The sequence below is a fragment of the Pectinatus haikarae genome (assembly GCF_015732185.1).
GTDB classification, from domain to species: Bacteria; Bacillota; Negativicutes; order Selenomonadales; family Selenomonadaceae; genus Pectinatus; species Pectinatus haikarae.
In genome coordinates, this window is sequence record NZ_WIQM01000008.1 from 249999 (window position 1) to 263960 (window position 13962).

Genomic DNA, 13962 nt, shown 5'->3' on the forward strand with positions numbered 1-13962 from the left:
CGGAAAAAATAATTTTACTGCCGAAGCTTCAATGTCTGGGAATACACGCAGTCATAATTTTTTCAAAACACATTTTATAAATAGAGCGCATTGTATCCAAAGTGCCCGCGCCAACGTGCGGGGTGGCGATAACATTCGGCAAGGTTACAAGCTGATTCTGTGAATCGAATGGTTCTTTTTCCCAGACATCGATGCCGGCACCTAAGAAACGGCCGTTTTTCATTTCCCGGTAAAGGGCATCTTCATTTATAATTCCGCCACGGCCGACGTTGATTATTACGGCAGTATCCTTGATAAGCCCGAGGTGATCTTCATCTATAAGATTTTTGGTCTGTGGTGAGAAGGGGAGATGGATGCTGATGATATCCGATTTTTGCAGTAAAATATCCAGTGGTTCATATTTAATGCCGTATTCATATTCAACAGCTTCTGTTTGTCTTGTTCTGTTATAGTAGAGCAGCTTTGAACCGAAAGCTTTGGAAAGCTGTGCTGTCCTTTTTCCTATATGCCCGAAGCCGATGATACCATGTGTTTTGCCGCGTATTTCAAAGGATGAACCGCGATATGCCCACATAGCCCATTTTTTTTGACGGGCCATTGCTGCAAGCGGTATGATATTTCGATAAATTGCCAGGATAAGTCCCATTGTAAGTTCGGCTACTCCGTCAGCATTGCCGCCCGGAACATTATCTACCTTGATACCTAAAGCCACCGCGGCCGATTTATCAATATTATCTGTTCCCACACCAGTTTTTTGAACTATTTTTAAATTTTTACATTGTTTCATCAAGGCTTTGTCGACAATATATGTAGCGGTTAAAAGAGCATCTGCTTTTTCCAGATATGTAGAACGTTCTTTTTCATTCAGATCATTTAGAAAGAAAAGTTGTGCATTTTCAGGTACGGCAAGCCGTATTAAGTCCTCGGTCAATTTATCTACTGTATCTAAAAAAATACATGTTATCATATCAAATTCCCCCTGGTATCTTCCTTATATATAAACAGTATAATTCGCCGAAATTAAGGAAAAAGCTTTTTTTATTTCTAAATTGTCAAATTATAACCTCAATAATAAATTTTAATTATTATAAAATAAACTGCAAAATATTTAAATTATTATAGACAATTTAGAATGTTTGTGCTAAATTATATAAAATAAGAAGGGGGAGATATTACCATGAATGGAGTCTATCTTGTCATTATTACGGCTTGTTTTCTTATTTTAGCATATCGTTTCTATGGAGCATTCATTGCAGCCAAGGTGCTGACACTGAATGAATTCAAGACACCGCCGTCTATTCGGCTTGAGGATGGGCATGACTATGTACCAACAAATAAATGGGTGGTATTTGGTCATCATTTTGCAGCTATTGCCGGAGCGGGACCATTGGTAGGACCGGTTATCGCTGCACAGTTCGGTTATTTGCCGGGAACGTTGTGGATTTTATTTGGTTCAGTGCTAGCCGGTGCTGTACATGATATGGTTATACTTTTGGCTTCTATACGCCATGACGGCAAATCCATAGCAGAGATAGCAAAAGCTGAGATCAGCAATCTGGCGGGGACAAGTGCCCTTTGGGCGACCTTATTTCTTCTTATCATAACTGAAGCCGGTATGGCTGTGGTGGTAGCCAATTCTTTGTTCAACAGTCCATGGGGAGCATTTACCGTGGGAGCAACTATTCCTATTGCAATTTTTATCGGTCTTTATCTCAGATACCTGCGTCCTGGTAAAATTCGGGAAGCTACTGTGATTGGTGTCGGACTTATACTGCTGGCTGTGGGAGTAGGTCCGTATGTGAGAGATTCAGCTGTATTGGCTCCGTATTTTACGTTCAGTGTAGTTCAGATAGAAATAGCGATAGCTGTTTATGGTTTTTTTGCGTCTGTTCTTCCTGTATGGCTTTTATTGGCACCGCGGGATTATCTTAGCACTTATATGAAAATAGGCACTATAGCGGCTTTGGCTTTAGGTATACTTATCGTTGCGCCCGAAATACGCATGCCTGCCACTTCGCAATTTCTCTGGGGAGGCGGACCTGTAATAAAAGGGTCAGTAATACCTTTTGTTTTTATTACTATCGCCTGTGGTGCATTATCCGGATTTCATAGTCTGATATCTACGGGCACTACACCAAAAATGATAGTTAATGAACGCCAGATCCTGCCAATAGGTTACGGCGCTATGCTTACGGAAGCGTTTATTTCTATGATGGCCCTTATTGCTGCTACGAGTCTGCATCCATCTGATTATTTTGCAATAAATTCCACACAGCAGGCTTTCAACGCACTTGGACTTAATGTACAGGATCTGCCGATGCTGTCAAATCTGGTCGGTGAAAATCTTATGCATAGACCGGGCGGTGCGGTATCGCTTGCGGTAGGAATGGCGGATGTTTTTTCCAAGATTCCTTTTATGGATCAATTTATGGGTTTTTGGTATCATTTTTGCATAATGTTTGAAGCTTTGTTCATTTTGACATTAATAGATGCCGGTTCTCGTGTAGGTCGTTATCTCTTGCAGGAATTGATGGGCAGAGTGTATAAACCGTTCGGTGATACTGAATGGTGGCCGGGCATTATTTTTTGCAGTGCTATGATCAGCCTGTGCTGGGGATATCTGGTGCTGCAGGGAAATATAGGAGAAATATGGCCGCTGTTTGGTGTTTCCAATCAACTGTTGGGCACTATTACTTTGGCAATAGGAACGTCATATATTTATCGTACGGGTCGGGGGCGTTACGCATGGGTAACTATGATACCGTGCTTATTTATAGGTTTTATTACTTGTTATGCCGATTATTTGAATATTTTTACCAATTATATACCTGGCGATAAATGGCTTTTGGTAGGAATAAGTGTTATTATGCTTATTCTTGTTGCAGTGGTTATGGTAGAGTCGATACGCAGCTGGCTTCATTATGCGAAGACTGTAAAACAGGACTATCGCACGCGAGAGGAATTGGAAGCCGAAACGAAAGCTGAACTTGAAAAAAGCGGACAATTGGCTGAGGTTGAGTAGGGCTGTTTTAGTATGTGCAGATTTGGATAATATATTTATATTGACTGAATAATTCAATAATAGCAGGCTGTATTATTTTTATGAAGCAATACAGTCTGCTATTATTTTATGAAACCTTTATTGGTTTAAGCTCTTTCATTCCCAAACCGTATGATAAAGCACCAATGAGGCACGCTATGCCTGAAAGTACTAGAGCTGGTATGAAATTTCCTGCGGAAGTTATGATATAACCGGTAATTATAGGTCCTAATATACCACCAATATTACCAGCACAATTTTGAATGCCTCCTAAAACGGACGTCATGTTTCTTGGTGCGACATCTCCGGGTAAAGACCATAATGCAGCTCCTGCGAATGCTAAACCTGCGTAAGAAAAACACAATAATGCCATTATTGCGGCCGTCGACTCGATCAAACCTGCAAATGCCACAGATGTAGCGATGAACATTCCGGCAACAAGGTTTATTTTCCGTGCACGTGTTAAATTACCAGTGGTTTTATAGGTATGATCAGTGAACCAACCGCCGAACCATTGCACTAAAACACCAGAAAGAGGGGGCAGCATTGCCAGCCAACCCATTGTGGTCATTTGCAGACCACGGTCATGTACCAGATATGTTGGAAACCATGTAACAAAAAAGTATATGGCATAGTTTAAGCAGAAAAATCCCAAGCACATTGCGCGTACATTTCTATATTTCAGCAATTGGTACCATTTCATAGGCTGGATAGTATCTATTCCTTCCTTTTTAGCCTGATGACTGCGAATGTAGTTTAATTCTACAGAATTTATGAACTTACTTCGTTCGGGGTCATTGTAGTAAGCAAGCCATGCAATGATCCATACAAGTCCTATACTGCCGCTTATAATGAAAGGCAGCTGCCAGCCATATGTGACGACCATCCATGTGACGAACGGCATAGTGAAAGCAGTGCCAAACTTGCTACCGCTGTCGAACAGTGCGGCTACTTTCCCACGCTCATTGTCAGGAAACCACTTTGCACATATTCCGGCATTGCAGGGATATACTCCGGATTCACCCATACCCATGAAAAGTCTGGCACTTATCAGATGACTGACACTGCGAGCTCCTGCTGTTAAGGCGGTTGCGACTGACCACCAGAGAACGGCAATGGCCAGACACATTTTTTGACCAAGTTTATCAGCTAACCAGCCGGAAGGAATTTGACAAAGGGCATAGCTGAAAAAAAACATGGACATGATATATCCCATTTCTGAGGGACCTATATTTAAATCTTTCATCATGGCGGGGGCGGCCGCAGACATGACAGTTCTATCCAGATAATTTATAGCAATAACGCTCACCATGAGCAAAGCGACAACATATCTGGCCTTAGTTGGCTTAACGGCAGAGCTTTTTTCAGAATTTTGTAAAACCATAGTAAAAGTAATCCTCCTTAGTGTATTTATCAATTATTGCATGATAGACATTAATGAAAATACTAATAATGTGTAATATATTTGTCAGACTGATGCTGACAAATGTTTTATCGACCATCCTTTTTAATAAGACTGCAGTCTTATTTTGTAAATTTATTTTACATGATCGGTATAATATCAACTATATTGGGATAAAATTTAATAATTATATAATTTACATAATTTATGTTATTATTTGTATTTTTCAATATTGAATTTCATGAACTTCCATTTTGAAATACTAAAGCCGGAACCGCAATATAGCGGTTCCGGCTTTAGTATTTGGCAATCAGGATAAAATCAAGCTTTACCCTGTGCAGCTACACTGTTGATTTTTGATTGGACAGTGGCTTCATCACCCAGATAGTATTTATCTTTAATTTTCCAGCTCTTATCAAATTCATAAACTAAAGGAACACCTGTAGGGATGTTGACACCTACTATTTCTTCAGCGGAAAGATCGTCCAGAAGTTTTACCAGCGCTCTGAGGGAATTACCGTGCGCGGCGACGACGACTTTTTTGCCGTCTTTCATATCGCGAAGGATATTTTCCTGGTAATAGGGAACTACTCTTGCAATGGTATCTTTTAGGCTCTCACCAAAGGGAAGTTCGTTTTTATCAACGTCCCTGTAGGCTGAAAGTACTGCCGGATTTCTTTCGTCGGTTTCCGTCAGGAGAGGCGGACGCACATCAAAAGAACGGCGCCATATTTTTACTTGATCTTCGCCGTATTTTGCGGCTGTTTCAGATTTGTTCAATCCTTGTAAAGCACCGTAATGACGTTCATTAAGTTTCCAGGTTTTGATGACGGGCAGCCATGTTCTGTCAAGTTCGCTCAGCACAAGATCAAGAGTGTGGATGGCTCTTTTAAGATATGATGTATAGCATACATCAAAGTCAAATCCCTTCTCTTTCAGCCAAACACCTGCCGTTTTAGCTTCTTTGCGGCCCTTTTCAGTGAGTTCAACATCTGTCCAGCCCGTAAAAAGATTTTTTTGATTCCATTCACTTTCACCATGTCTTATCAAGACTAATTTCATTATGTTCCCCTCTTTCCATAGATTTTAATATATGTGCAGAAAATATGACGATCAGCGATGATACGCCCGTTCATAAGCTTGCGGCAGATAACCAGCTATATTATATTTCAATGCAGCCTGAAGGGCAAAGTAAGGGTCGCGCAGAAGCTTCCTGCCGAAAGCAATAAGATCAATATTATCGTTGTGCAGAGCCGCTTCAGCTATCTCCGGATCGTTTAAAAGACCGACAGCCATTACAGGAATTTGGCAGTGTTCTTTTATTACTTTTGCCAATGGAAGCTGATAACCCGGATAGGAGGCCACAGGATCGGGAAGCAGACCGCCTGAACTGACATGAACCAGATCAATGAGCTCTTTTACGGAATGCAGAATGTCGATCATCATATTTCCATTGATACCGTTTTTATTATAATCGGAAGCGGACACTCTCAGCCATATGGGCTTTTTTTCGGGCCAGACACTGTGGATATTTTCCAGAACTTCCCGCAGCATCCGGACACGGTTTTCCAGGCAGCCTCCGTATTCGTCAGTGCGTTTATTCGTAAGCGGTGACAGAAATTCATGAAGCAGATAGCCGTGTGCCGCATGAATCTCAATGCCGTCAAAACCGGCTTTATCAGCGCGGGAGGCGGCCTTGCGGAAACTGTCAGCAATATCAGCTAATTGGATTTTTGTAAGCTCAGCGGGCTGCTGGTATTCATTGCTGAAGGCTAAGGCACTGGGAGCCAAAGGCTGCCCGCATGCAGACTGGCTTTTTCGGCCGGCATGGCTTATCTGGATAGCAATTTTTGCTCCCTGAGCGTGACACGCATCAACTACTTTTTTCAAGCCGGAGATTTGGTCATCGTTCCAAATGCCAAGATCATTATCTGAAATGCGCCCTATTGGGCTGACTCCTGTTGCCTCGACGATTATCAGTCCGGTGCCGCCAATAGCTCTCGATGCATAGTGCATGAGGTGAAAATCGGTGGCCTTGCCGTCAGCTGCCGCAGAATACATACACATTGGCGGCATGACAATACGATTTTTTAAAGTCATATTTTTAACTTTGAATTGGTCAAATAGTTTCATTGTATCACCACTTTCGTTCGATTTTTGTATAAGAAAAAGAGAAAATATCGGCTTTTTGAAAAAGAATCTCAATTACTATTGTTATTATATAATTCTGATGATCGAATTTCAATATTCTCTTATTATTATATCAAGTGAATTTTATTTATATTAGTCTATAAAATTTGTCATGATACGTTCTTCCGGCAGAGGTGAAAAAGAATTTTCTGTGTTTTTCAGCAGCCATGACATATTATGCCCAAGAATACGCATCGTCTGTAGTCCCTCAAGATCTTTTTTTACATCGGCAGGTGAAAATCCGTGGACGGAATTCCAATATTGCGATGTTGCCACAGGCATTTGGTTGATAGTGAAATATTTATTGAGCCGATCAAATGCGGAACTTGCACCGCCACGGCGGCAGCTCACGATGGCAGCGGCGGGTTTTCCCGCTATAGCTTCTCCCCCGGAAAAAAATATACGGTCAAGCAGTGCACATAAAGCACCGTTCGGAGCAGCATAATATACAGGTGAGCCGATGACGATTCCGTCGGCGGTTTTCATTTTTGCAAGGATAGTGTTTGCCGGGTCATCCTCAAAAATACATCTCTTCAGAGCAGTACATTTTCCACAAGCTATGCATCCATGTACAGGTTGATTGCCTATATGAAGAATTTCTGTTTCAATGTCTTCTGCCTTGAGCTGACCGGCGACTTCATTCAGCGCAGTATAGGTGCACCCTTCCTTATGAGGACTTCCGTTAATCAGTAAAACTTTCATGAATATACCCCTTTTCACGGAACCATTTAACCAAACAGCTGTCCCAATATGTTCTGCCCGCAAAAAATTTGCGGGCAAAAGAAAAATATGGTACTGTTGTGACAGCTGTATTGATCATCGGTTCCCTATTTTTTGTAGAATTTTATGGATATTATTATTCTATATAGTAATAAAATTTTTAGCAAGAATAAGTATGAGCAAAAAAGAACAAAATATGAACGTAAAAGGTGAATATGTGGATAAATGGGCGGTCTTTGTTTATGTTTTAAAAAAATAACATAGATTTAATAAATACTTAACAGCATATATTTTTTAGTCCTTTAAAATAAAAATAAAACATTATTTCCATTGGAGGGGATTTTCGGTGAAAGAAGAAAAAAGTGTTTTGGATCTGTTTGCGGAAAGAAATCATGGCATAAGCCGCCGCTTTTTTTTGCAAAGCTGTGGGGCGGCTCTGGCAGTGGCCAGTATGCCTATCAATCTTACTAAAGTTTTTGCTGCCGATGCATTTTCCAGACAGCCTGTACATACGATGCTTACATGGACGCTTGATCCCCGCACGACGCAGACTCTTGCATGGACTACATCTGTGACTGCGGATAAAGGCATATTACAATATACTGATACGAATAATTATAAGAAAGACGGCTGGAAAGCCGCAGTTTCCGTGCAGGGAAATACGGAAGAATTTGATACCAATGAGGACTATGTGAAACTGCACTATGCTACTGCGCAAAAGCTTAAACCAGGTACAGAGTATACATATAGAGTAGGATATGACTCTAATTGGAGCCAGCCTCAGTCTTTTTTGACTGAAGCTGACAATAGGTCGGAATTCAAGTTTCTTGTGTTCGGTGATTCACAAAGTGGATTACCGGCAAATCCTGAATATGGACCGTGGAAAAAAACAATAGAAAATGCGTATGCGGCAAATACAGATGCGGCATTTTTCATGAATATCGGTGATCTTGTGGAAGTAGGGCAGGATTTTTCCCATTGGAAGAAATGGTATAGCGCGGCTGAAAATGTTCTCGAAAAAATTCCGGGTATGGCCGTTGCAGGGAATCATGAAACCTATGATGTACCAAAGGAAAATCATTCCACGCTGCCGGTGTATTTTAAGAAACAGATCCATCTGCCGTTAAACGGACCGGAAGAATTGAAAGGGCAGGTTTATTCCTTTGATTATGGCAATGTTCATTTTGCAGTGCTCGACAGTCAGGAAAATGAAGAAGGAACATATATTGAAAATATGCTGCAGAAAGAAGCAGATTGGCTTGACCGGGATTTGACTTCATCAAAACAGCTGTGGAAAATGGTATTTTTCCATAAGACACCTTATTATAATAAAGCGGAACGCTCCAATGAGAATGTAAAAAGAGCGTTTACACCGATCATAGATAAGCATCATGTCGATATGGTAGTGAACGGGCACGACCATGGCTATTCCAGGACATATCCGATTTACAATGATGAATTTGTCAGCAGTCCGGATAAGGGAACAGTGTATCTTGTTACCGGCCGCAGCGGAAATAAATATTATACAGATCTTTCACAAAAAATATGGGATGCGTTCTTTTTTGATCCTCAGGCAGAACCTAATTATGTCGTTATGTCAGTGAAGGGAGCCCAATTGGTGGTATCCGCATATACACAAAGCGGCAGCTGCATAGATGTTTATACCATAGACAAGAATAGGAAGACAGATACACCGTGTACAGTTTTGCCGGGGAAGGCAAATTATACGCGTCTGGCGATATGGGGCAATCTTTTGCAGACACCGCTTATTCCTGTGTCTCCGCAGCAGATAGATAATATTTGGTATCTGCCTTTGAACAGCTTTATTGATTTTATAGGCGGGGATATGGATCTGAGAAATAGTGCTATAGCTATTTCCTATAAAAAAGACGTTATTTCCTTACAGCTTGACAGCAGTGATGCGGTAGTCAATAACAATACCGTGTCTCTGGCGCATCCTGTAAAATTTGTGAAGGATACGCCGATGATTGCTGCTGATGATCTCAAACCGCTCCTGAAGTTTGATAATAAGTATGACGCATTGCTGAATGTTCTTTTTTTAGTAAGATAATAAAGTCTGGATTAAATTAATCAACTGGTAAAGAGGTGGGAAAAGGCAGCTGTGCAGTTTGGGCGCAGCTGCCTTTTTATTTTTTCTTTACATAGTAAAAATGTAGATTTATACTAACGAGTGTAAAGTACACAAAATAGGAGATGGTTTGTGATGGAAGAGTATGTAAACGTAAAGCTTCCTTATGACAAAACGGTTATAAATGCCAGTATAAAAAAAGTCAATCTGGCAGGGGTGCTTTCTTCTAAAGCTGCTGATTTTCATGCTGCACTGCCGGAAAATGAAATTGTGGAACAATCGCTGGATAGCCCTATTGGATCGGCAGGTCTTGAGGATTTGGCCAAAGGGAAAAAGAATATTGTCATCATAAGCTCAGATCATACCAGACCTGTTCCATCAAAAATAATTATGCCGATATTGCTGCGGCGTATACGCAGCGCCGCACCGGAAGCTCAGATAACTATTTTGGTGGCCACGGGTTTTCATCGTGCGTCCACAAACGAAGAACTGATCGATAAATATGGAAGCGATATAGTGGACAATGAGAATATCGTGATGCATGTGTCAGATGATGATGCCGCCATGACGGCAATAGGGACATTGCCGTCCGGCGGGCCGTGTATTATAAACAAGATTGCGGCACAAGCGGATCTGCTTATTGCAGAGGGCTTTATAGAATCCCATTTCTTCGCAGGCTTTTCCGGAGGACGAAAGTCTGTATTGCCGGGGATAGCTTCTTATAAAACTATTATGGCGAATCATTGCGGTGAATTTATAGCTTCGGAAAAGGCACGCACAGGAAATTTGGAGAACAATCCCATACATGAAGATATGATTTATGCAGCCCGGGCTGCTAATCTTAGATTTATAGTGAATGTGGTATTGGATGAAGATAAAAAGATAATAGCGTCTTTTGCGGGTGATTGTGATAAAGCGCATTTGCAGGGCTGCGAATTTTTGCAGGATTTGGCAAGAGTACCCAAATGTCCGTGCGATATAGCTGTATCCACCAATGGCGGGTATCCTCTTGATCAGAATATATATCAGGCAGTGAAAGGAATGACGGCTGCCGAGGCTACTAACAAGGAGGGCGGTGTAATAATAATGGTCGCTGGCTGTGCCGATGGGCATGGCGGTATAGGCTTTTATAAAAATATTGCCGATGCAGAAACACTGGAAGCGTTTTTGCGCCAGTCACTGGCTACTCCGCGTCAAGAAACTGTACCGGAGCAATGGACCTCACAAATTTTGGCAAGAATCTTGGTACATCATCATGTGATACTTGTTTCTGATCTTATTGATCCGGAAATAGCACATAATTTGCATATGGAAACAGCCGAAAACTTTGAGCAGGCTTTGGCAAGGGCTTTTGAATTACAAGGAGAAGATGCCAGGATAACCGTGATCCCGGATGGCCTTTCCGTTATAGTTGAATAAAATGCTAAAAAAATATTGCACATAAAATGATGATTTTAGAATAAATAAAATATAGATGTATACATCTTTCTTGTAATATTTTATGTAGAAGTCTTGCTGTATAAAAGAAAAATTCCTTATACAGCAGGACTTTTTTGGAGGACATTCAGAATGCACATGCTTTTATGCGTTTTAAAGGCATATTATATTTTAGTATAAACTCTTTTTACTGTCTTTTACTGAGAGAAAAACGAAAAACAATGTATACTTGACAATAGCAGCGGAAGCCTTTTATAATATAGCTCGTTGGGTTAGGCAAGGGCGCTTATCTTTAAGGATAAGTGTCATTTTTTATATCCGGATAGAAATTATATTATTTTTTATAATGTATAATTAATATTATTATACATTGCGGAGGGAGTCAATTATGGATTTAGTCAAAAATTGGAAAATTCATCTGTTTGCCCTGCTTCTTGTTATTGTTGCGGAAAGGATCGGTATACAGAAGTTTGGGTTGGTAGTTTTTCTGCCGTTATTTTATGCGTTGGCCTTAGGTGGAGTCATAAGTGTACCGAAATTTAAAATATTGTCAGTTGCCAATATGGAGAGAGCCGGTCAGTTCATGCCGATCGCCATGCTGGTGCTTATGGTAAAAATAGGGCTTGGCATAGGACCCAATCTTCATATGCTTTTGAATTCAGGGTTGGCACTTATTATGCAGGAATTCGGTCATTTTTTCGGGACGCTGCTGTTTGGGCTGCCTGTAGCACTTTTATTGAAAATGAAACGCGAAGCAATCGGTGCATGTTATTCAATCGACAGAGAACCTAATGTTGCTATTATTGCCGAAAAATTTGGTATTTTTTCACCGGAAGGACGCGGTGTCATGGGAATGTATATCTGTGGCACACTGTTTGGTGCGCTTTGGATATCTGTGCTGGCAGGCATTATAGCAAAATTGGGTATATTCCATCCTTATGCCTTAGCTATGGGAGCTGGGATAGGCAGTGCCAGTATGATGGCTGCTGCAACAGGCTCAATCGTGGCTTCATTTCCGGCCGAGGCCGAAAAAATACAGGCGTATGCGGGCGCAGCCAATCTTATGACATCCGTTATCGGTGTTTATTTTGCGCTGTTTATTTCTTTGCCCGTAACGATCAAGGTGTATGAATTTATAACCGGAAATAAAAGTGTTAAATAAGGAGAGCTGAACAAATGAAAGATACATGGCCTGATATAATTTTTATATTAATAACTACAGCAGTTCTTGTACTTGTTTCCAACATAGTGGGATACGGCGGGAGTGTTCAGAGAGATTTGGTGGGAGCATTATTGCTTGCAGTCATAGCCGCTGCCGGTATCTTTCTTGCCAAGCTGCCTGTTTTGAATAAATTGCCTATTGTTTTCTGGGTGTCGGCGCTTGCCGTGGTTTTATCCATCCCGGGAGTACCGGGAGCCGATTGGATAGTGGCAAGAACAAAGGATATAAACTTTTTGGCCACAACCACGCCTATATTGGCATATGCAGGGCTTGCGCTCGGCAAGGAAATAGAAGGATTTAAAAAATTATCTTGGCGCATAGTACCGATATGTCTGGCCGTATCAGCGGGATCATTTATTTGTGCGACATTGATGGCGGAAATCATGCTGCATTTAGAAGGCATATTTTGAAATTGATATAAACTGGGAGATGCAGATCAATGACTAAAGATGAATTGAAGGCAATGGTTTGTGCCGCTATCGATAAACGGTACAACGATATCGTTGCTCTGAGCAATGATATTTATAGTAACCCGGAACTCGGTTATAAAGAGCATAAGACGTCTGCCAAGGTGCAGGCAGTTTTTGACGAATTAGGCATAGATTATACTGCAGGATGGGGTATGACCGGAGTAAAGGGGCGTATAAAAGGCAGAAATTCAAAACGCACTGTTGCTATGCTTGGTGAACTGGATGCGCTTGTATGCCGCAATCATCCTGATGCGGATGAAGAAACCGGCGCTATGCATTGCTGCGGACATAATGTGCAGATAGCAAATTTGGCTGCCGTTGCCATGGCTTTTAAGGATACTGATGTCATGCGGCATCTTGACGGCGATTTAGTCGTGTTTGCTGTACCGGCTGAGGAATGCATAGAGATAGAATATCGTAGTACACTTCGGCAAAAGGGGAAAATAAAATACCTCGGAGGCAAAGAAGAAATAATTGCTCAGGGCGGTTTTGATGATATTGATGCGGCTATGCAGATGCATGTGAATCCTACTGAGAAAATAAACGGTGAAATACAAGTGGCAGGCAGCAGTAATGGCTTTATAGCTAAAATTATCGAATATAAGGGCAAAGCCGCTCATGCGGCGTTTTCACCTTCGGAGGGCATTAATGCGCTGAATGCCGCCATGCTGGGCATAATGGGCGTCAACGCCTTGCGGGAAACGTTCAAAGAAGCTGATTGCGTGCGATTTCATCCTATAATAAACAGCGGCGGTGATCTGGTCAACGTGGTCCCGGATTATGTTCAGATGGAAAGCTATGTCAGAGCTGCTAATGTGAATGCTTTGAAGGAAAGCAATATAAGAGTGAATCGTGCGCTGAAAGCCGGCGCTGATGCTGTCGGCGCCGAATGCATAATTAAAGATATGCCGGGGTATCTGCCATTGTTTAATAATAAGCAGATGAGTGCTCTTTTGCGAAATAACAGTGAAGAATTTTTTGCACCGGCAGATATTTACGATGGGGAACATTCTGCGGGCAGTACAGATATGGGGGATGTATCGCACCTTATGCCTGTGCTCCATTCATGGGTCGGTTGTGTACATGGTGCGCTGCATAGTGCACAATATGATTTATTTGACAAGGATACCGCATATGCTAAATCACCGAAGGCAATGGCTATGACGATCATTGATCTTCTTTATGATAATGCGGCCGAACTGGAAGAAATTCTTGCAAATAATAAACCGCTTATGACCAAGGAAAGTTATCTTAAATATATGGAATCCATTAAATAATCTTCATGTGCTCATAAAATGACAACAACAAAAAGCACTGCCGTAAATAATGAAGTGATCCCGCAAGGTTAGGTTTTAATCAAACTTGCGCGGGAGCAGGTTCATAACGGCAGTG

11 protein-coding genes are annotated in these 13962 nt (G+C 41.4%); 6 read left to right on the plus strand and 5 right to left on the minus strand.

Translation table 11 applies throughout. The annotated features are described in order from the left end of the window. Positions 1-28: 28 nt before the first annotated feature. Positions 29-967: a 2-hydroxyacid dehydrogenase gene (locus tag I6758_RS05415; protein WP_196604178.1), complete on the minus strand. Its 939-nt coding sequence runs from the start codon at positions 965-967 to the stop codon at positions 29-31. Positions 968-1177: 210 nt separating this feature from the next. Between I6758_RS05415 and I6758_RS05420 the strand changes: the two genes are divergently transcribed. After that, positions 1178-3022, plus strand: coding sequence for a carbon starvation CstA family protein (locus I6758_RS05420; protein ID WP_196604179.1), 1845 nt, complete (start codon positions 1178-1180; stop codon positions 3020-3022). Between the two features lie 106 nt (positions 3023-3128). On the opposite strand, the gene I6758_RS05425 is transcribed toward I6758_RS05420, so the two are convergent. The 4 genes from I6758_RS05425 to I6758_RS05440 form a co-directional block, all read right to left on the minus strand. Next, positions 3129-4424: an MFS transporter gene (locus tag I6758_RS05425; RefSeq protein WP_196604180.1), complete on the minus strand. Its 1296-nt coding sequence runs from the start codon at positions 4422-4424 to the stop codon at positions 3129-3131. A gap of 339 nt (positions 4425-4763) precedes the next feature. Next, positions 4764-5504, minus strand: coding sequence for a 2,3-diphosphoglycerate-dependent phosphoglycerate mutase (gpmA, locus tag I6758_RS05430; RefSeq protein WP_196604181.1), 741 nt, complete (start codon positions 5502-5504; stop codon positions 4764-4766). Between the two features lie 51 nt (positions 5505-5555). After that, the gene (namA, locus tag I6758_RS05435) at positions 5556-6575 is read right to left on the minus strand and encodes an NADPH dehydrogenase NamA (protein WP_196604182.1); all 1020 of its coding nucleotides are present in this window, start codon (positions 6573-6575) and stop codon (positions 5556-5558) included. A 150-nt stretch (positions 6576-6725) separates the two neighbouring features. After that, complete coding sequence (locus I6758_RS05440; protein ID WP_196604183.1) at positions 6726-7334, minus strand: flavodoxin family protein; 609 nt, start codon at positions 7332-7334, stop codon at positions 6726-6728. 364 nt (positions 7335-7698) lie between these two features. Between I6758_RS05440 and I6758_RS05445 the strand changes: the two genes are divergently transcribed. From I6758_RS05445 to I6758_RS05465, 5 genes are all read left to right on the plus strand, one after another. Beyond that, on the plus strand, positions 7699-9423 hold the full coding sequence (locus I6758_RS05445; RefSeq protein ID WP_196604184.1) for a metallophosphoesterase: 1725 nt from the start codon (positions 7699-7701) through the stop codon (positions 9421-9423). 153 nt (positions 9424-9576) lie between these two features. Next, positions 9577-10860, plus strand: coding sequence for a nickel-dependent lactate racemase (larA, locus tag I6758_RS05450; protein ID WP_196604185.1), 1284 nt, complete (start codon positions 9577-9579; stop codon positions 10858-10860). Positions 10861-11266: 406 nt separating this feature from the next. Further along, positions 11267-12040 carry a DUF3100 domain-containing protein gene (locus I6758_RS05455; RefSeq protein WP_196604186.1) on the plus strand — a complete coding sequence of 258 codons (774 nt, stop codon included), beginning with the start codon at positions 11267-11269 and terminating at the stop codon, positions 12038-12040. A 14-nt stretch (positions 12041-12054) separates the two neighbouring features. Further along, positions 12055-12510 carry a hypothetical protein gene (locus I6758_RS05460; RefSeq protein WP_196604187.1) on the plus strand — a complete coding sequence of 152 codons (456 nt, stop codon included), beginning with the start codon at positions 12055-12057 and terminating at the stop codon, positions 12508-12510. Between the two features lie 29 nt (positions 12511-12539). Then, positions 12540-13847 (plus strand): amidohydrolase, encoded by a 1308-nt coding sequence (locus I6758_RS05465; protein WP_196604188.1) that lies wholly within the window; start codon positions 12540-12542, stop codon positions 13845-13847. The last annotated feature ends 115 nt before the right edge of the window (positions 13848-13962 follow it).